The following is an 18,478-nucleotide window of genomic DNA, read 5'->3' as shown; positions in this document are numbered from 1 at the left end:
GATGCAGCCCCGAAGGACGCAGACAGAGTGCGGGGGAACCGGAATGCCCGGACCGTGATCGCGGCCGGATGCAGATGCCCACCGGCAGCCAATGCTCACCAGCCGTCGCAGACGGCAAACAGGAGGACTCCATGACGACGCGCCTATCCCATGCCGCCCGCTCGGCTTTCGTTTCCACGCTTGCCATTGCCGCCGCGCTGCCGGGCCTTGCCCGTGCAGAGGCGCCGCAGGATCTTATCGATGCTGCCACGAAGGAAGGCATGTTGACGGTCATTGCCCTACCGCACGACTGGTGCAACTACGGCGAGGTTATTGAAGGCTTCAAGGCGAAATATCCCGGTATCACCGTCAACGAACTGAACCCCGATGCCGGCACGGCCGACGAGCTGGAGGCGATCCGTTCCAACAAGGGCAATACGGGCTCGCAGGCGCCGGATGTCGTCGATCTCGGCCTTGCCTTTGCGCCCGCCGCTACGAAGGAAGGCCTGCTGCAGCCCTACAAGGTGGCGACCTGGGAGGAGATCCCCGACAACATCAAGGATGCGGATGGGTATTGGTATGGCGACTACTACGGCGTCATGGCCTTCGGCATCAACAAGGACCTGATCCAGACCCCGCCGGCTGACTGGGCCGACCTCACCAAGCCGGAATATTCCGGCTCCGTCGCCCTCACCGGCGACCCACGCTCCTCGGCGCAGGCGATCCTGGCGCTGATGTCGGCGGGCATTTCGCGCGGTGCGCAGCCGGGCGCCGATTCCGGAGCCAAAGGTCTGGAACTCTTCGCGGAGCTGAACAAGGCCGGCAATTTCGTGCCGGTTCTCGGCAAGGCCGGCACCATCGCCCAGGGCCAGACGCCGATCATCGCCGCCTGGGACTACAACCTGCTCTCCTGGCGGGACGCGCTGAACGGCAATCCGCCGATGGATGTCATCGTGCCGGCCACCGGTGTGGTCGCCGGTGTCTACGTACAGGCGATCTCGGCCTATGCACCGCATCCGAATGCGGCAAAGCTCTGGATGGAATATCTTTATTCCGACGAGGGCCAGACCGGTTGGCTGAAAGGCTATTGCCACCCGGCACGCTTCAACGCCATGCTGAAGGCCGGAAAATTCCCGCAGGACCTGCTCGACAAGCTGCCGCCGGCAGAAGCCTATGAAAAGGCGATCTTCCCGACCGTCGAGGCGCTCGATGCCAACAAGAGCGCCATTGTCGAAGGCTGGGACAAGGTGGTTGGCGCCAACGTGAAGTAAGTCCGTGCCTGTCCGAAGGCTTCCCGCAGAGCCTTCGGACCCACTGTTCCCAGGAAACAATCCGATGACGACAAGCGCCGCTTCTCTGCCGGCGGCCTTGCGGCCGCGGCAGCTTCTCAACTGGCTCGGGGTTGCCCCGTTCTTCCTCTTCGCCACGCTGTTCCTGATCCTGCCGACGCTCAACATCGTCATCGGCGCCTTCCGCAATCCTGAAGGGCACGTGACGCTGGACAATCTCGGCAAGCTCCTGTCGCCTTCCATCCGGTCAGCCTTCTGGATCTCCATCGAACTCAGCCTGCTGACGGCGGCGCTGGGTTGCCTTTTCGGCTTCCTTGTTGCCGCTGCCATCACGCTCGGTGACCTGCCGCGCTGGCTTCGCAACGGCATTCTCACCTTTTCGGGCGTCGCTTCGAACTTCGCCGGCGTGCCGCTTGCCTTCGCCTTCATCGCCACGCTCGGCCGCCTCGGTTTCGTGACGATGCTGCTGCGCAACTGGTTCGGCATCAATCTCTACGGCTCCGGCTTCAACATCGTTTCGTTCCTCGGGCTGGCACTGACGTATCTCTATTTCCAGATCCCACTGATGGTGCTGATCATCACGCCCGCGCTGGAGGGCCTGCGCCGCGAATGGCGCGAGGCGGCCGAAAGCCTCGGGGCGACCGGTGCGCAGTACTGGCGGATGGTGGCGCTGCCGGTGCTGTGGCCGTCGCTGCTCGGCACGCTCGCGCTGCTCTTCGCCAATGCCTTCGGTGCGGTCGCCACCGCCATCGCGCTCACCGGTTCCTCGTTGTCCATCGCGCCCATCGTGCTCTTTGCGCAGATCCGTGGCGACGTGCTCAACGATCCGCATCTCGGCTATGCCATTGCCTTCGGGATGATCCTGCTCACCGCGATCGCCAACGGCATCTACATCCTCTTGCGCATGCGTGCCGAACGGTGGGTCAAATGACGGGAAAACGCTTCTGGTCTTTGATTGCCGTTGTACTTGGCGGCGTCTATTTCCTGCTGCCGCTCGCCGGCATGGTCGATTTCTCGATGCGCATGAAGCGCGGCGAATACAGCTTGGAAGCCTATCGGATCGTGCTTTCCGACCCACAGTTCCAGCAGACCTTCCTCTATTCGGTCGTGCTGGCCCTGCTGACCATCGTGCTCGGCATTCTGCTGGTTGTGCCAACGGCCTATTTCGTACGGCTCAGGCTTCCCGGCCTTCGGCCCGTCATCGAGTTCATCACGCTCCTGCCGCTGGTCATTCCGCCCATCGTCATCGTCTTTGGCTACATCCGCATCTACAACACCTCCTCGATCCTGCCGTTGACGGGAACTTGGTGGGGCACCAACCTGCTGTTGCTCTTCGGCTATGCGACGCTGGCGCTGCCCTACATGTACCGCTCGGTCGACACGGGCCTACGCACCATCGACATCGCCAGCCTCACCGAGGCGGCGCAGTCGCTCGGATCCGGCTGGGCGCGCATCCTTGCCGTCGTCATCCTGCCGAACGTTTTCGTCTCGGTGCTGTCGGGCGCCTTCCTGACCTTCGCGATCGTCATCGGCGAATACGTCTTCGCGGCGCTGCTGAACGTCAGCACCTTCGGCCCCTACATGGTCTGGATGGGCGGCAACCGGGCCTACGAGCCTTCCGCGCTCGCCGTCGTCGCCTTCGCCATCACCTGGGCCTGTATGGGGCTGATCCAACTCGTTACCCGCTTTTCCAAATTTTCCACCGCGAGGCGCTGACCATGGCCTTTCTCGACATTCACCACCTGAAAAAGTCTTTCGGCGCACTGCACGTCGTGAAAGACTTCACCCTCGGCATCGAAAAGGGCGAATTCGTCTCCTTCCTCGGCCCTTCCGGCTGCGGCAAGACGACGGTGCTGCGCATGGTCGCCGGCTTCGAGACGCCGACATCGGGCGCAATCCGCATCGACGGGCGCGACATTACGGGCCTTCCGGCCAACCGGCGCAAGATCGGCATGGTCTTCCAGGCCTATGCCCTCTTTCCCAACCTGACCGTTGCCGACAATATCGGCTTCGGCCTCAAGGTGGCGGGAGAAGACAAGGCGGCGACCGCACGGCGCGTCGGCGAAATGCTGGAGTTGATCGGATTGCCGCGGCTCGGCGACCGCTACCCCTACCAACTCTCCGGTGGCCAGCAGCAACGCGTGGCGCTTGCCCGTGCGCTGGCACCGAGCCCGCAGGTGCTGCTGCTCGACGAGCCGCTCTCGGCGCTTGATGCAAAGATCCGTGTCAGCCTGCGAGAAGAAATCCGCCGTATCCAGCAGGATCTCGGCATCACCACCATCTTCGTCACGCATGACCAGGAGGAAGCGCTCTCCATATCCGACCGCATCGTCGTCATGCATCAGGGCATTGCCGATCAGGTCGGCACGCCTTTCGACATCTACAGCCGCCCGACGACGCGGTTCGTGGCGGAGTTCGTCGGCACGCTCAATCTCGTCGATGCCGATGTGGTCGAGGCTGCGAGCGGCAGGGTGCGCATTGGCGACGTGCCCGTCGTGCTGAACCGGTCGTTGTCCGCCCGTAACGGTGAGCGCATCCGTCTGGCGCTGCGGCCGGAGACAGTGGCGCTCGGGCACGCCGAGGGACACGGTATCTTGCTTTCCGGCTGTATTGCCGAGGTGCATTTCCTCGGTTCGGTGATCCGCGTCCGCGTGGACGTCGGGGGCCAGCTGGTCTCCCTTGATATGTTCAACCAGCCGGACCGGCCGCCGCCGGCCGTGGGTGCGCTCGTTAAGGTCAGCATCTCGGATCGCGATCTTCTGGTGCTGGCGGCCTGAGGTATGGAGCACAACGATCCTTGCGGAGGGAACGTCATCGTGACGGAAATGCCATGGGGCGACGAAACACGTCCGGACTGGCGGAAAAAGGTGGCCGCGATGCCATCGGCATGTCGCGCCCGGCTTGCCGTGCGGGCGCGCTCTGCTCCGCTCTTTGCCCATGCCTATGCCTTTCACCTCAACATGCGCTTCGGCGGCATGACGCCGCTGCACCTTGCGGACTTTGCCGCGGCGCATCGCCTTCCCGGTCTCAAGCTGCATGTCGATGATGGGGAACAGGCCAGCCTCGCCCGCATGGATGACGACGCGCTCGCCACCTTCGCCAGGCACCTGAAGGCCCGCGCGCTGGAACTCCATGTCGAGACCAGCACGACAGAGGAGAGCGGCCTTGCCGATGCTGTGCGTATCGCGCTTGTCACGGGTGCGACTTCCCTGCGCTGCTATCCGCGCTACGAGGGACGGGTGTCGCAGATCATCGCCTGGACGATTGCCGATCTCCGGCGTCTCGCGGCTTTCGATCCGGCAAGCCGGCTGCGTTATACGCTGGAGCAGCATGAGGATTTGAAATCGCAAGAACTCGTCCAAATCATTGGTGCTGTCGCCAATCCGCGCCTCAGCCTGCTTTTCGATTTCGGCAACATGATCAATGCCTTCGAGCTGCCGATGGCGGCGCTCGCAATCCAGGCGCCAGAGATCACCGAGGTTCATGTCAAGGATTGCCTGGTCAAGCCTGACCGCGGTGGCTGGGCGCATCTGGCCTGCGTGTCGGGCGCGGGGCATCTGCCGATGCAGGCGATGTTCGTGGATCTGCTCCTGCTCGGCAAGGATCGCCCGCAGGTCCTCGCCTTCGGCCTGGAGGAGGAGGAGGGGTATTTCGCCCCGGCACTGCGCCGGCCTTCCGATGGGCCGGACCCCTTCATTCCCGCCCGGACGGCGAGCTTCACCGATCTTGGGCCGGGGGATCTTGCGGCGCGTCTCGTCCGCGAGACAGCCGCCGCCCACCGGCAGATAAAGACGATCCGTACCATGCTCGACGATATCGCGCAGGAAGCCGAAAGGACCGAGGGATGAACGCCCAGACCACCTGCCCGCCAGCCTTCCTGGCGCTTGCCCATGCGATGGCGGACGCCGCTGCAGAAGCGATCCGTCCCTGGTTCCGCAGGCGGATCGCCGTCGATGCGAAGGCCGATGCCAGCCCCGTCACCATCGCCGACCGCGATGCGGAAACGGTCATGCGTCGGATGATCGAGGCGGAATGTCCCGAGCACGGCATAAGAGGCGAGGAATTCGGTATCTGCCGGGCCGATGCGGATTGGGTTTGGGTGCTCGACCCGATCGACGGGACGAAATCTTTCCTCTCTGGCTCGTTCGCCTTCGGCACGCAGGTTGCACTGCTTCACCGGGGCAAGCCTGTTCTTGGCCTGATCAACCAGCCGATCACCGGCGAACGCTGGCTTGGTGTGGACGCCGTGGCCACACTCAACGGTGAGCCGATCCGCACCCTCGACAGAACGCGGCTCGAGGAAGCGATCCTCTACACGTCTGCCCCCGAGCAGTTCGGCTGTGCGGGTCGCGAGCGTTTCGAAGCCCTTGCGGCAAGGGTCCGCTTCAGTCGCTTTTCACACGATTGTTACGCCGCCGGCCTCCTGGCCCTCGGCGGGATCGACCTTCTCGTCGAAAGCAACGTCTTCGACTATGACATCCTTCCGCAGCTGCCCATCATAAAGGCGGCGGGCGGGGTCGTGACCGATTGGGAGGGGCGGCCACTTGCCGACGCGTCTCGATACAGCACTGTGTTGATGGCGGCCAATGAGGAAATCCACCGGGCGGCATTGGATATCCTGTCTCGATAGTGATCACAGGACTTGGCATCCGGCGGCTACCGAAAGCAATCGTGTCGGGTCGCTCGAATGCTGCGCAGCTGATCGAGCGGTTCGGCAACCACGCTTCATCCGGATGAGAACACTTTGTCCGCATCAGGAGGGCCGCTTCGAGATGGTCTCCGCAAGCGGCCCTTGTCGCCCCTACTGCGTGTTGCGTGCAATGGCGCCCGAACGCCGGCGAACGGAAAAGTCCTCGCCTTCCCGGTCTGTTTCGAGGCGCTGGAGGATCGGGCAGTGCGGGCGGTGGTCGCCGTGGCAGGCGTTGACCAGCACCTTGAGCGTCTGGGCCATGTCCTGCAGGTCCGCGATCTTCTTCTCCAATTCGTCGATATGGCCTTGTGCGAGGCGTTTCACCTCGGCGCTCTGCCGTGTCTCGTCCCGCCACAGGCCGAGAAGATCGCCGATCTCGGCCACGGAGAAACCGAGGTCGCGCGAACGTCGGATGAAGCGCAGCATATGCACGTCATTGTCCGAGTAATCGCGGTAGCCGGAAGCCCGGCGGCCGGCCGCAGGGATGAGGCCGGTCTGCTCGTAGTAGCGGATCATCTTGGCCGAGACACCCGATGCCTTGGAAGCTTGTCCAATGTTCATGCATTTTCTCCCGTAAACGACGACGACCGATCCTTCACATGGGACCGGTCGTCGGTTTTCGTCAGCGTGGGGCCGTGAAGGTCTTGAGCCGGAGGGCGTTGCCAAGCACGAAGACGCTCGACAGGGCCATGGCGCCGGCAGCGAAGACAGGCGACAGCAGAATGCCGTAGGCCGGATAGAGCAGGCCGGCGGCAACCGGGATCAGGGCCGTGTTGTAGGCGAAAGCCCAGAACAGATTCTGCCGGATGTTGCCGATTGTCGCCTTGGAAAGGGCGATGGCGTTCGGTACACCCTGCAGGCTGCCCGACATCAGCACCACGTCGGCCGCCTCGATGGCAATGTCCGTGCCCGTGCCGATGGCAAGGCCGACATCCGCTTCGGCCAGGGCCGGAGCATCGTTGATGCCGTCTCCGACGAAGGCGACCTTCCCATGCTCGGCCTTGAGACGGCGAACCGCGGTGACCTTGCCGTCGGGCAGCACTTCGGCCACGACCTCGTCGATCCCCAGACGCGCCGCGATGGCCTTGGCGGTGCGCGCGTTGTCGCCGGTGATCATCGCGACCTTGAGGCCGAGATCGTGCAGGGCCTTGATGGCAGCGGGTGTCGTCTCTTTGATCGGGTCGGCGACAGCAATGATTGCCGCCAGCCTGCCGTCGATTGCGGCATAGAGCGGTGATTTGCCCTCATTGCCGAGACGTTCGGCAATGCCGGAGAACGCCGCAACATCATGACCGAGCTCGACCATGTACCGGTCGGCGCCGACCTCGACGGGCCTGCCGTCGACCGTGGCCCTCACGCCGAAACCCGTTACGGATTCAAAGCCCGTCATGACGGGGAGAACGATATTTTCCGCCGCAGCTGCATCCACGATCGCACGGGCGATCGGATGCTCCGATTTTGCTTCCACGGCGGCGACCAGTCCGAGAACATCCGCCCGCTCGAAGCCGACGGCCAGTTCCAGATCGGTGAGAGCCGGCTTTCCCTCGGTCAGCGTGCCAGTCTTGTCGACGGCGACGACGGTTGCGTCCTTCAGCAACTGAAGCGCCTCGCCCTTGCGGAAAAGCACGCCGAGCTCGGCTCCGCGGCCGGTCCCCACCATGATCGAGGTCGGCGTCGCCAGGCCCATCGCGCAGGGGCAGGCGATGATCAGGACGGCGACGGCATTGACCAGCGCGAAGGTGAGGGCGGGCGACGGGCCGAAATAGAACCACGCGGCGAAGGTGAGGGCGGCGACAGCGAAGACCGCCGGCACGAACCACATGGTCACCTTGTCGACGATCGCCTGGATCGGCAGCTTGGAGCCCTGTGCCTCTTCGACCATGCGGATGATCTGCGAAAGCACCGTGTTGCCGCCAACCGCCGTGGCGCGGATTGCGAAGGCGCCCTTCTGGTTCACGGTCCCCGCCACGACCGGACTGCCGTTCGTCTTGAAAACCGGGATCGGTTCGCCGGTGATCATCGATTCGTCGACGTAGCTTTCCCCCTCGACGACCTCGCCATCGACTGGCACGCGCTCGCCGGGGCGAACCTCGACGATATCGCCGGATGCGACCGTGTCGATCGGCAGTTCCACCGTCTTGCCGTTTCTGCGCACACGCGCCATCTTCGCCTGGAGGCCGACAAGGCGCTTGATCGCCTCGGATGTGCGCCCCTTGGCCCGGGCTTCAAGCAGCCTTCCGAGCAGGATCAGGGTCACGATGACCGCGGCCGCCTCGAAATAGACGTTGACCGTTTCTGCCGGCAGGAAGGCCGGGGCGAAGGTCGCGACCAGCGAATAGCCATAGGCGGCAAGCGAGCCGACGGCGACCAGCGAGTTCATGTCGGGCGCAAGGCGCCAGAGGGCGGGCAATCCCTTGTCATAGAAGCGGATACCCGGCACGAACAGCACCAGCGTGGTGAGGACGAACTGGAGATACCAGCTGTTCTGCATGCCGATCGTCGCGGCAATCAGCTCATGGGCGCCCGGTATGAGGTGCGATCCCATTTCCAGGATGAAGACCGGTGCCGTCAGAATTGCCGCGATGGTGAAGTCGCGCGCCAGCTCACGGCGTTCCGCTTCTTTTTTTTCGGCATGGTCCTCCGTTTCTGCCTCGGTTGCCGCCGCGATCAGTTTGGCGTCGTAGCCGGCGTTTTCAATTGCTGCCACGATGGCCGTTGCAGCGGCTGTTCCCTGAACGGTCGCCTTCTCGGTCGCAAGGTTGACGACGGCATTGGTGACGCCGGGAATGGCCTTGATTGCCTTTTCGACCCGCCCCACGCAGGATGCGCAGGTCATGCCCTCGATCGCCACCTCAAGTGATGCTGCGGCCGGCGTGGAGAAGCTCGCCGGAACCGTATAGCCGGCTTTCTCGACTGCGCCGACCAGCCTTGCATGATCGACCGGCAGGCTGGTGGTGACGCTCGCCTTTTCGGTCGCCAGATTGACAACCGCGTCGGCAACCCCGGGGACCGCCTTGAGGGCCTTTTCGACCCGGCCGACGCAGGACGCGCAGGTCATCCCCTCGATCGGTATCGATAGCGTCCCGGACAGATCTGTTGTTCGAACGGGGGCATTCATAGCCGCCTCCTTTCTCGTTCCGAAAATCAGGTTCGGATGGAAGATGGGGCTTCCAGCGATGGGAAGGTCAATAGCAGATTTTTCAGATCGACGCCCTTGACCTTCCTATCGTTGGAAGCCCCACCTTGAGTGGCATGAGACCCAACAAAGGAGATTTCTCATGGAACTCAAGATCGAGAGCATGACCTGCGGCGGCTGCGCCAAATCCGTCACCCGGGCAATCCAGTCCGTCGATCCGAATGCCAGGGTCGAGACCGACCCTGCTGCGCGCAGCGTCAAGATCGAGACGAGTGCAAACCTCGCGACCCTTCAGCAGGTTCTCGAAGAGGCCGGATATCCGGCAACTGCGGGCTGAACAGGAGCAGTATCATGAACAAGCTCACGCCGATCTTCATCGCAGGCGCCCTTGCCATCAGCGCAGGCCTTGCGATCGCCCAAAGCCAGATGAAGACGGGCGATGCCATGCAGGGGCACGATATGTCCGGCATGGAGATGCCGGCCGCGGACAGTCCGTCGACGAAGGCCTATACGATGGCCATGGACGCCATGATGAAGGGCATGATGGCGGACTACACCGGGGATGCCGATGTTGACTTCATGCGCGGCATGATCCCGCACCACCAGGGTGCGATCGATATGGCGAAGGTCGCGCTCGAATACGGCAAGGATCCCGAGGTCCGCAAACTCGCCGAGGAGGTCATCAAGGCCCAGGAAGGCGAAATCGCCATGATGAAGGCATGGCTTGCCGCACGCGGCAAGTGATCGGAACATCGTCGAACCGCCGTCACCTGTCATGAATGACAGGTGACGGCGGTTTATCTCATTTTACCGGCTGGAGCACTGCGTCCGTCTGCGTTTCCGGCGTAAAGAAGACGTCGGCGTGCATATCTTCACGGCGCAGTCCGCGGGCAAACGCCACCGCCATTGCGGCATCGACCATCGGCGGCGGGCCTGCGACATAGGTCTTCCAGCCATCAAGGTTGGAAAAGTCCTCGGCGACGGCGCGGGTCACGAAGCCGTGCCGGTATCGTGCCGAATGCGCCTCCGACAGTACGGCTGTGAAGGTAAGATTGCCGTGTCGCCTGACGAGGGCGTCGAGGTGGTCGAGAAGATAGAGGTCGCGCTCGCTTCGTGCACCGAAATAGACATGAATTGGCTGCTTCATGCCGTGGGCGAGGGCGGTTTCAACGATCGAATTGACCGGCGCAAGTCCAGAGCCGCCCGCGATGCACAAGATCGGGTTGGAATGATGCTGGCGCAGGTAGGACGAACCCAGCGGGCATTCGAGCGTTACCGGGTCTCCCGGCTTCAGTCTGCTGTGCACATGCTCCGACGTGACGCCGCCCGGAACGCGGCGGATGTGGAATTCGAGGCTGCTCTGTCCGGGACGGTTGGCCATGGAGTAGCTGCGCGAAGGCATGCCGGTGAAACCGAGCTGTGCGTACTGACCTGCGGTGAACGACAGGGAAGAGCCGTCCGCAGGCACGATCCGGACCCGCTTTATATCATGCGTAAGATCATCGAGGCCTGTCACGGTTGCCTGCAGGTGTCGGGAAGGCTCGACGTCATCGTCGCTGCCCAGCCAGGCGACAGCGGCGTCGGCCAGCGGCAGCGCGCGACACGCGAGGATCAGGCCATCGGCCTTCTCTTCGTCGGTGAGCGCAAAACGGGAATGCGGGAGCAGCTCCACCGTCCCCTCGATCAGGCGTGACTTGCAGGAACCGCAGCGGCCGGACTTGCAGCCGTGCGGATAGGAAATGCCGGCGGCGAGTGCGGCACCGAGAATGGTCTGTCCGTCCTCTACGTCAAGACGGCCCCGCGCCTGGCGGATATCGACGGTTCTGGCTGTCATTGGTCGTTCCTTGCTCGCCCGGTACAGGGCGATGCGTCCGGGCAAGGCCCGTCATCCGGGTCGGCACCCTTGCGGCCGGTGAGATCGGGCTCCTCATAGGCAACGCCATTGTGGGAGAGCCAGAGCCTGAGTGCATGGCAGTCCGGACAGTCCGGGGTTGTATAGAGGACGATATGCGGCGTGCTGCTTTCCGTCATGCTCTTGCCTTTCTTCAAACACGGTGTCGTTTCCTCTCTGGCCGGCGACCAGAACGGCGGTCGGGTCGAACAGGATTGCCGTCAGGCTGCGGCTTCCAGCGCTTGTAAGGTCAAGACGGTTCTTGCGCCGGAAAGAACAATTCCGAGTTGGGATCGCCAGGCCGCGTGCGGAACGCCGCAGCGCAGCTGCTTTCGGCTGGGCTGATGTTCGTGTTCCCAGACGGCGTGCGGTGCGGGGCATGGAGCTGGCCACCACGCGCACCATCACGATTGACCACCCCGCCGAAAAATTCGCCGGGGCCTTGACCTTTCCATCGTTGGAAACCGCAGCGTTGCCAAAAATGACCGTCATCGCCTCCGTTGGTCCGGAGTGTGGTGCCCTTGTGAAAGTGAACGAGAATGAGCAACAAGGCCTCCTCAACCCTGCTTCTTGCCGGCGTCGCCATAGCCGCGGGCACCCTTGCCTTCGTCTATCGCGATGATATCGGCCCCTATGCCGGAAATCTCATGGCGCTTGCGCTTTCGACCGGTGCGTCCGAGGCCGCGGCCCTGCCGGTAGAAATGCCCTTGCCGCAGGTGCCCGTTGCCGAGGTCATCACGCGCAAGGTCGCGCCGTCTGCCGAGTTCACCGGCTATCTCGAAGCGGCCGAGATCGTGGAGCTTCGTCCGCGTGTCGGTGGCGCGATCGATGTTGTCACGGTTCCCGAGGGTCGTCTCGTGCGTCCGGGCGAGCTCCTCTTCCAGATCGACCCGAGACCCTTCACAGTCACCCTCAATTCGGCCAGGGCCCAACTGCAGCAAGCCGGGGCCCTGCTGGATCAGGCCGAGGTGGATTTCAAGCGCGCCGAAGCCCTTGCGCCGAAGGGCACGGTGCCGCGCAAGATGCTCGATGATGCGCAGGCCATCCGCCGCCAACGCGCGGCCGAGGTCGAAATCGCCAGGGCCGCCGTCGCTGCTGCGGAACTCGACCTGTCCTTCACGCGCGTCACTGCGCCGGTTGCAGGGCGGGTGGACCGGGTGCTCGTCACGCAAGGCAATCTCGTTGCCGGTGGAAATGCTGCAGCGGCGACGCTTCTCACCACGATCGTCTCGACCGATCTGCTTCATGTCTATTTCGATATCGACGAGGCCACCTATCTCGGTTTTGTCGCGCAGGCGCGGTCATCCGGAACCGGCACGCTGCCAGTGCAGGTGGGGCTGATGACCGATACCGGCTTCCCCTATGCGGGTGAACTCGACTTCCTCGGCAACCGGGTCGATCGCGGCACCGGAACGATCCGCGCCCGGGCCATCCTGAAAGATCCTGATCGCCACCTGACGCCCGGGCTCTTCGCGCGCGTCAGGCTGGTGACTGCCGAACCGGCGCAGACCGTGCTCGTCGACGACCAGGCGATTGGGGTCGACCAGGGGCGCCGCTACGTCCTGGTTCTCGGAGCCGGCGACAAGGTCGAATACCGCCCTATCGAATCCGGGCCGATGATCGCCGGCCTGCGCGTCGTTTCGGCAGGCCTCGACCCGGCAGAAAGGATCATCGTGAAGGGGCTGGTCCGCCCGGGCATGCAGGTCGTTCCGCAGATGGTCTCCATGCTGCCGGGCCAGTCAGCCGACGATAAACGTGCCGAAACTGCCTTGCAGGAGGCAGGTCAATGAACATCCCGCGTTTCTTCGTCGACCGCCCCATTTTCGCGGTTGTTCTCTCCGTCCTGATGCTGATCGGCGGCGGACTGACACTGCTGAAGCTGCCCTTGAGCGAGTATCCGCAGGTGACCCCGCCAACCGTGCAGGTCACCGCCAGCTATCCGGGCGCCAACCCCGAGGTGATCGCCGAAACGGTCGCCGCGCCATTGGAACAGGTGATCAATGGCGTCGAGAACATGCTCTACATGAGCTCTCAGGCCGCGACCGACGGACGCATGACGCTGACGGTGACCTTCCAACAGGGCACCGACCCGGACATGGCGCAGATCCAGGTGCAGAACCGCGTTTCCCGCGCGCTGCCGCGCCTGCCGCAGGAGGTTCAGCGCATCGGTGTCGTGACACAGAAGATCTCGCCCGACATCCTGATGGTCGTGCATCTCGTTTCGCCCGACGATCGCTATGATCCGCTCTACCTGTCGAATTTCGCGACCCTGCAGGTGCGTGACCAGTTGGCTCGGTTGCCGGGAGTCGGCGATGTCCTGGTCTGGGGTGCTGGCGAATATTCGATGCGGATCTGGCTTGATCCCGCCAAGGTGGCCGCCCGCGGCCTGACGGCGAGCGACGTCATCGGTTCCATCCAGGAGCAGAATGTTCAGGTGGCCGCCGGCTCGGTCGGCCAGCAGCCTGAAGCCTCGGCGGCGTTTCAGGTCGCCGTCAATACGCTCGGCAGGCTCTCGAACGAAGAGCAGTTCGGCGATATCATCGTCAAGACGGGGTCGGAGGGCCAGATCACCCGCTTGCGCGATGTCGCGCGGATCGAACTCGGCGCGGACGCCTACGCGCTGCGCAGCCTTCTGAACGGCAAACCGGCACTGGCGATGCAGGTCATCCAGAGCCCCGGGGCGAATGCGCTCGACGTCTCCGCCGCCATCCGCAGCACCATGGAAGAGCTGCAGAAGGGTTTTCCCGAAGGACTGGAATATCGCATCGCCTACGACCCGACCGTCTTCGTCAAGGCTTCCCTGGAGGCCGTGGTGGTGACGCTGCTCGAGGCCATCGTCCTGGTCGTCATCGTGGTCCTGCTGTTCCTTCAGAGCTGGCGCGCCTCGATCATCCCGCTGGTCGCCGTGCCGGTGTCCCTGGTCGGCACCTTCGCCTTCCTCTACCTGTTCGGCTTTTCACTGAACACGCTTTCGCTGTTCGGCCTCGTGCTGTCGATCGGCATCGTCGTCGATGACGCCATCGTGGTCGTCGAGAACGTGGAACGCCACATCGCGCTTGGCGAAACGCCGAAGGAGGCAGCGCGCAAGGCCATGGACGAGGTGACCGGGCCGATCATCGCCATTACGTCGGTCCTGTCGGCCGTGTTCATTCCCTCGGCCTTTCTCTCCGGCCTGCAGGGCGAATTCTATCGGCAGTTCGCGCTGACCATTGCGATCTCGACCATCCTGTCGGCGATCAACTCCCTCACCCTTTCCCCGGCGCTCGCGGGCGTGCTGCTGACGCCGCACCACGGTGGGGCAAAACGCGATCTCCTGACCCGCGTGATCGACGGGCTGTTCGGCTGGTTCTTCCGGTTGTTCAACCGCTTCTTCGACAGCGCCTCGAATGCCTATGTCTGGTCGGTCCGCCGCGCCGTGCGGCTCAGCGCGCTCGTCCTGCTCGTCTATGCGGGCCTCGTCGGCATGACATGGGTCGGTTTCCAGACGGTACCCAACGGCTTCGTCCCGGCGCAGGACAAGTACTTCCTTGTCGGCATCGCCCAGCTTCCGACCGGCGCTTCGCTCGACCGCACCGAAGCCGTCGTGAAGACGATGTCGGAGATTGCGCTTTCCGAGCCAGGCGTGGAGAGCGTCGTCGCCTTTCCGGGCCTCTCGGTCAACGGCATGGTCAATATCCCCAATGCGGCGGTCATGTTCACGATGCTCAAGCCGTTCGACGAGCGGAAGGACCCGTCCCTCTCCGCCTTTGCCATTGCCGGCCGGCTGATGGGCAAGTTCTCCGGGATTCCGGATGGTTTCGAAGGGATCTTCCCACCGCCACCGGTTCCGGGCCTCGGCTCGACGGGTGGTTTCAAGATCCAGATCGAAGATCGGTCGGGGCTTGGTTTCGAGGCGCTCGCGCAGGCGCAGGGCGCGCTCATGGCCAAGGCGATGCAGACACCCGAACTTGCCGGCATGCTCGCAAGCTTCCAGGTGAATGCGCCGCAGGTGCAAGTCGATATCGACCGGGTGAAGGCCAAGGCGCAGGGTGTTCCGCTCAACACGATCTTCGAGACGTTGCAGGTCAATCTCGGCTCGCTCTATGTGAACGACTTCAATCGGTTCGGTCGCACTTACCGTGTTCTGGTCCAGGCCGACGCGCCATTCCGCATGCAGCCCGAGGATATCGGCCGCCTGAAGGTCCGCAATGCGGCGGGCGACATGATCCCGCTGTCAGCGCTGCTGACGATCAGGCAAAGCGCAGGTCCCGACCGGGTCATGCACTACAACGGGTTTCCATCGGCCGATATCAGTGGCAGCCCGGCGCTTGGCTATTCGTCCGGACAGGCGACCGCGGCCATGGAACGTATCGCGTCGGAAACCCTGCCGCCCGGGATGGGCTTCGAATGGACGGAGCTCGCCTATCAGGAAAAGCTGGCCGGAAACACAGCGATGTATGTCTTTCCGCTTTCCGTGCTGCTCGCATTCCTGATCCTCGCAGCACAATACAACAGCTGGTCGCTTCCCTTCGCGGTCCTGTTGATTGCGCCGATGGCGTTGCTCTCGGCAATCGCCGGCGTCTGGTTCAGCGACAGTGACAACAACATCTTCACGCAGATCGGCTTTGTCGTTCTCGTCGGCCTCGCGGCCAAGAACGCGATCCTGATCGTGGAGTTTGCCCGGGCGAAGGAAGAGGAGGGTGCCGATCCGTTGACGGCCGTGCTCGAAGCGGCGCGTCTGCGCCTGCGGCCGATCCTGATGACCTCGCTCGCCTTCATCGCCGGCGTCGTCCCGCTTGTCGTCGCGACCGGCGCCGGTGCCGAGATGCGCCACGCCATGGGCATTGCGGTCTTTGCCGGCATGCTCGGCGTCACGCTTTTCGGCCTCCTGCTGACGCCGGTCTTCTATGTTGTCGTGCGGAAGCTTGCTCTCGGGCGCCGTCACCCTTCGCTCGGCAAAGCAATCGAAGAGCCCGGTTGAAATCTACGAATGGCGGGCGCCGGGTGTTCCGACGTCCGCCATCCGGGCCAAGGTCCCGTCAACGGGGATCAGGGGTTGCGAATGAGATCCAGGACCTTCTCCAGCGCTGGATCCCGCCCCTCGGCATAGGCTTCGTAGGTCAGATCGACCGTGATCTCCGGTGCGATGGAAATGCCGCGGGGGCCAAAGGCGACCGTAGCCCAGTAGCACTCGCCGAGCTCGAAGCATCCTGTCTCGTAGTCATGGAATTCCGGGCTGTAACGAACCGCAAGGCCGGAGTTCGGCAGCTCGAGATGTTTGCCTTCTGCCCAGAACCGGCTGGCATCTCCCATCTCCTCTCCGATCAGCGTGACCTTGTCGCCGCCCGATCCCTTCAGCATTGCTGCCGTGGAAATGGCCGCGGAGAAGGTTGCCCTGCCCACGAGCACGAAGACCCGCCCGTCGCGCGGGACAAGTCGTGGCAAGGCCTGGGAAAACAGGATCGTGTTGAAGAGGTCCCCACCCGGGTTGAAGCGCAGGTCGACGACCATGTGCTTTGGCTGGACCGGAAGGATTTTCTCGTGGAAGAGGCCGGCGAATTTGTCCGACAGGGCGGTATCATCCATGCTTCTGACCACGTCGCTGCGGATGTAGAGGATTTTGCGGGCCTCATCCAGGAACTGGGTCTGCAGATCGCTGCGCTTGCTGTAGACGGCAGGGAGATCGCTGCGGTCATCGAGAAGATGGTTCCATCGGCCCGAAAGACTGGCCTCGTCCGGTTTGAGCACGCCGTAGCCCCTGTTGAGGTTCGTCTTGCGTTCGTCGCCCGGGTCTTCGTCCCCTGTGGGCGCAAGCGTGACTGTTTCCGAACGGCCGTCGGCAAGCTGAACGGTCAAAGGCACGGCGGCCGTATCCTTGATCGCGCCAATTTGCTTGAGAACGCTGGGCGTGACCAGATATCCCGGGGAGAGAAAGCGGATCCGCTGGTCCGTTCCGGGGAGATAGACCCGAAGTGCGTCAAGCGCCTCCTGTGTGGTGAGGGCACCGATCCCATCGATGCGTGCGCCGAGCAGCCGCGCGAAATCCGGATGGGTCTTGACGACACGGAGCCCGTCGGCAAACAGCCACACCCGGACCGGGATGTCCGGGCCGAGGAGCTTTGCGGCATTGGCATTCGTGTGTCCGTTGCGTGCAACCGCTACGGCGCGCATGACGTGGAGCGCGAATTCTTCCGGAGTCAGATGCTCAGCGGCCGCGGCGGTTTCATCGACAAGTCGGTTGAAATCGCTCCTCTGGCTGTCGTTGAAGCTTCTGTCTTGCGGCGCCCATGTCTCCTTCAGATAGGTCAGATCCTCGCGCATCTTTTCCGGTGTCAGCGGCGGGCTGTCTGCCTGCGCAAAGGTCGGGGCAATCAGCAGCAGGCCCGCCGCAGCGGCGCGAAGGCGTTTCATCCATCTGGAAGACATGTCGCATTTCCTCTCTGTTTGGTTCCGGGGGGAGCCGGGCGTCCAATTCTGTTAAGACGGCTCGGCCGGGCCGATGCCGACTAGGCACTTCGAGAATTCTTGCGGACCGTGAGAGGTTGCCCGAATTGACGAAGGGCGCTCGACCCTTTCGGGGAGCGCCCTTCCAATCCGGACGGTTGCGAACGCGCGACGGGGGGCCATCGCTGCAGGCAGTCATCGTCTACGGCAGTGAACCGGAGATGGGTGTGTGAAGGGGGAGGTTCAAGGCCATCTGTGTCTTGCGTGGTGAGGGCCGGCAAGCCGGCGCCTTGGCAAGCACTCAGGCCGAAGAATCTCGTCCATGAAGGCTCCTGGGCGGTTTGCTATCAGTGGCTCAAAGCGCTTGAATTTGGCCGCCATTCGGCAGCGGGCTTTTCGTCTGGGCTGCCGCGGAGACACTCATCAGTGCGCCGGCCACCAGTTCCGGGGCGACCAACGGACCGCAATGGTTGGTCTCGATCTCGACATAGGTCCATCCCGCACGGGAACGGAAACGCTCCTCGATCGGCGCAAAGAGTGAGGCGAATGCGTCCCCGTCAACCGGGAAACGAAAGAACGTTCGTGGAAGCATGCATGCTTCGGAGTTGAGGAGGCGAACGGGCTGCCGGAAGGTCTCGATCGGCTGCGGGCTGGCCGCAAGTTTTTCGACGTACCAGCGGCGCAAGAGGTCATCGGAAATCCACGGGCGCTCTCCTTCATCCATCTCGTCCGCTGATCCGAATGATGTGCGCCACCCTTCGCCATGGCTATGCGCCCAGGCTTCCATCTCGTTTCGAAAATCTTGGCCATTGAGGTCGAACAGGGATTGCCCGTCCTCCGGCACTTCCGCATCCAGGAAGACGGCATGGGCCAGCTTTTCGGGGATGCGGTCGGCAACACCGGCGACAACCATGCCGCCGTAGCTCCATCCAACGAGGACGACGTCTGCGAGATTCTCGAACGCGATCAGGTTCACAATGTCCTGGATGTGCGTTTCGAGGTTCACATCAGGCCGCGCAATATGTGTGCGGTCGCCAAGACCGGTGAGGCTATCGGTCTCCAAACGGCCA

General features: G+C 63.4%; 16 protein-coding genes. 10 read left to right on the top strand and 6 right to left on the bottom strand.

Going from position 1 to position 18,478, the window contains the following annotated elements:
* Positions 1 to 131: 131 nt before the first annotated feature.
* From P9A16_RS20905 to P9A16_RS20880, 6 genes are all read left to right on the top strand, one after another.
* Complete coding sequence (locus tag P9A16_RS20905; protein WP_024270336.1) at positions 132 to 1,250, top strand: ABC transporter substrate-binding protein; 1,119 nt, start codon at positions 132 to 134, stop codon at positions 1,248 to 1,250.
* 64 nt (positions 1,251 to 1,314) lie between these two features.
* Entirely contained in the window at positions 1,315 to 2,199 is an 885-nt protein-coding gene (locus P9A16_RS20900) for an ABC transporter permease (protein ID WP_024270337.1), read from the top strand.
* The gene (locus P9A16_RS20895; protein ID WP_023512874.1) at positions 2,196 to 2,984 is read left to right on the top strand and encodes an ABC transporter permease; all 789 of its coding nucleotides are present in this window, start codon (positions 2,196 to 2,198) and stop codon (positions 2,982 to 2,984) included. The genes P9A16_RS20900 and P9A16_RS20895 overlap by 4 nt, the downstream gene beginning before the upstream one ends.
* A 2-nt stretch (positions 2,985 to 2,986) precedes the next feature.
* Positions 2,987 to 4,045, top strand: coding sequence for an ABC transporter ATP-binding protein (locus tag P9A16_RS20890; protein ID WP_023512873.1), 1,059 nt, complete (start codon positions 2,987 to 2,989; stop codon positions 4,043 to 4,045).
* Between the two features lie 99 nt (positions 4,046 to 4,144).
* Positions 4,145 to 5,116: a TIM barrel protein gene (locus tag P9A16_RS20885; RefSeq protein WP_037406247.1), complete on the top strand. Its 972-nt coding sequence runs from the start codon at positions 4,145 to 4,147 to the stop codon at positions 5,114 to 5,116.
* A complete protein-coding gene (locus P9A16_RS20880) occupies positions 5,113 to 5,898 on the top strand; it encodes an inositol monophosphatase family protein (RefSeq protein WP_023512871.1) in 786 nt (261 codons plus the stop codon). The genes P9A16_RS20885 and P9A16_RS20880 overlap by 4 nt, the downstream gene beginning before the upstream one ends.
* 171 nt (positions 5,899 to 6,069) lie before the next feature.
* Here P9A16_RS20880 and cueR read toward each other — a convergent pair whose 3' ends face one another.
* Positions 6,070 to 6,519 carry a Cu(I)-responsive transcriptional regulator gene (gene cueR, locus P9A16_RS20875; protein ID WP_023512870.1) on the bottom strand — a complete coding sequence of 150 codons (450 nt, stop codon included), beginning with the start codon at positions 6,517 to 6,519 and terminating at the stop codon, positions 6,070 to 6,072.
* A 61-nt stretch (positions 6,520 to 6,580) separates the two neighbouring features.
* Positions 6,581 to 9,076 carry a heavy metal translocating P-type ATPase gene (locus P9A16_RS20870; RefSeq protein ID WP_024270338.1) on the bottom strand — a complete coding sequence of 832 codons (2,496 nt, stop codon included), beginning with the start codon at positions 9,074 to 9,076 and terminating at the stop codon, positions 6,581 to 6,583.
* 160 nt (positions 9,077 to 9,236) lie between these two features.
* Between P9A16_RS20870 and P9A16_RS20865 the strand changes: the two genes are divergently transcribed.
* Together P9A16_RS20865 and copM are read left to right on the top strand one after the other, a co-directional pair.
* On the top strand, positions 9,237 to 9,431 hold the full coding sequence (locus P9A16_RS20865) for a heavy-metal-associated domain-containing protein (RefSeq protein ID WP_023512868.1): 195 nt from the start codon (positions 9,237 to 9,239) through the stop codon (positions 9,429 to 9,431).
* An 89-nt stretch (positions 9,432 to 9,520) separates the two neighbouring features.
* Positions 9,521 to 9,838, top strand: coding sequence for a CopM family metallochaperone (gene copM, locus P9A16_RS20860; RefSeq protein WP_439605453.1), 318 nt, complete (start codon positions 9,521 to 9,523; stop codon positions 9,836 to 9,838).
* 58 nt (positions 9,839 to 9,896) lie between these two features.
* On the opposite strand, the gene P9A16_RS20855 is transcribed toward copM, so the two are convergent.
* Positions 9,897 to 10,928, bottom strand: a complete 1,032-nt coding sequence (locus P9A16_RS20855; protein WP_024270340.1) for a 2Fe-2S iron-sulfur cluster-binding protein — start codon at positions 10,926 to 10,928, stop codon at positions 9,897 to 9,899.
* Entirely contained in the window at positions 10,925 to 11,125 is a 201-nt protein-coding gene (locus tag P9A16_RS20850) for a glutaredoxin domain-containing protein (protein ID WP_278025924.1), read from the bottom strand. Before P9A16_RS20850 ends, P9A16_RS20855 begins: the two co-directional genes overlap by 4 nt.
* A gap of 399 nt (positions 11,126 to 11,524) precedes the next feature.
* Between P9A16_RS20850 and P9A16_RS20845 the strand changes: the two genes are divergently transcribed.
* Together P9A16_RS20845 and P9A16_RS20840 are read left to right on the top strand one after the other, a co-directional pair.
* The gene (locus P9A16_RS20845; RefSeq protein WP_023512070.1) at positions 11,525 to 12,775 is read left to right on the top strand and encodes an efflux RND transporter periplasmic adaptor subunit; all 1,251 of its coding nucleotides are present in this window, start codon (positions 11,525 to 11,527) and stop codon (positions 12,773 to 12,775) included.
* Positions 12,772 to 15,945 (top strand): efflux RND transporter permease subunit, encoded by a 3,174-nt coding sequence (locus P9A16_RS20840; protein WP_024270342.1) that lies wholly within the window; start codon positions 12,772 to 12,774, stop codon positions 15,943 to 15,945. Before P9A16_RS20845 ends, P9A16_RS20840 begins: the two co-directional genes overlap by 4 nt.
* 68 nt (positions 15,946 to 16,013) lie before the next feature.
* Here P9A16_RS20840 and P9A16_RS20835 read toward each other — a convergent pair whose 3' ends face one another.
* Entirely contained in the window at positions 16,014 to 17,390 is a 1,377-nt protein-coding gene (locus P9A16_RS20835) for a peptidase S41 (protein WP_023516863.1), read from the bottom strand.
* Between the two features lie 373 nt (positions 17,391 to 17,763).
* Entirely contained in the window at positions 17,764 to 18,471 is a 708-nt protein-coding gene (locus P9A16_RS20830) for an alpha/beta fold hydrolase (RefSeq protein ID WP_024270343.1), read from the bottom strand.
* Positions 18,472 to 18,478 lie beyond the last annotated feature (7 nt).

Source organism: Shinella sp. 838, assembly GCF_029623935.1.
Lineage (GTDB): Bacteria > Pseudomonadota > Alphaproteobacteria > Rhizobiales > Rhizobiaceae > Shinella.
This window is presented reverse-complemented; position numbering and strand designations above follow the sequence as displayed.

Coding starts and splice junctions, on each gene's coding strand:
- P9A16_RS20880 (WP_023512871.1), top strand. CDS start 5,113: ATGAACGCCCAGACCACCTGCCCGCCAGCCTTCCTGGCGCTTGCCCAT.
- P9A16_RS20835 (WP_023516863.1), bottom strand. CDS start 17,390: ATGTCTTCCAGATGGATGAAACGCCTTCGCGCCGCTGCGGCGGGCCTG.
- P9A16_RS20870 (WP_024270338.1), bottom strand. CDS start 9,076: ATGAATGCCCCCGTTCGAACAACAGATCTGTCCGGGACGCTATCGATA.
- copM (WP_439605453.1), top strand. CDS start 9,521: ATGAAGACGGGCGATGCCATGCAGGGGCACGATATGTCCGGCATGGAG.
- P9A16_RS20840 (WP_024270342.1), top strand. CDS start 12,772: ATGAACATCCCGCGTTTCTTCGTCGACCGCCCCATTTTCGCGGTTGTT.
- P9A16_RS20855 (WP_024270340.1), bottom strand. CDS start 10,928: ATGACAGCCAGAACCGTCGATATCCGCCAGGCGCGGGGCCGTCTTGAC.
- P9A16_RS20865 (WP_023512868.1), top strand. CDS start 9,237: ATGGAACTCAAGATCGAGAGCATGACCTGCGGCGGCTGCGCCAAATCC.
- P9A16_RS20895 (WP_023512874.1), top strand. CDS start 2,196: ATGACGGGAAAACGCTTCTGGTCTTTGATTGCCGTTGTACTTGGCGGC.
- P9A16_RS20885 (WP_037406247.1), top strand. CDS start 4,145: ATGCCATCGGCATGTCGCGCCCGGCTTGCCGTGCGGGCGCGCTCTGCT.
- P9A16_RS20850 (WP_278025924.1), bottom strand. CDS start 11,125: ATGACGGAAAGCAGCACGCCGCATATCGTCCTCTATACAACCCCGGAC.
- P9A16_RS20905 (WP_024270336.1), top strand. CDS start 132: ATGACGACGCGCCTATCCCATGCCGCCCGCTCGGCTTTCGTTTCCACG.
- cueR (WP_023512870.1), bottom strand. CDS start 6,519: ATGAACATTGGACAAGCTTCCAAGGCATCGGGTGTCTCGGCCAAGATG.
- P9A16_RS20900 (WP_024270337.1), top strand. CDS start 1,315: ATGACGACAAGCGCCGCTTCTCTGCCGGCGGCCTTGCGGCCGCGGCAG.
- P9A16_RS20890 (WP_023512873.1), top strand. CDS start 2,987: ATGGCCTTTCTCGACATTCACCACCTGAAAAAGTCTTTCGGCGCACTG.
- P9A16_RS20845 (WP_023512070.1), top strand. CDS start 11,525: ATGAGCAACAAGGCCTCCTCAACCCTGCTTCTTGCCGGCGTCGCCATA.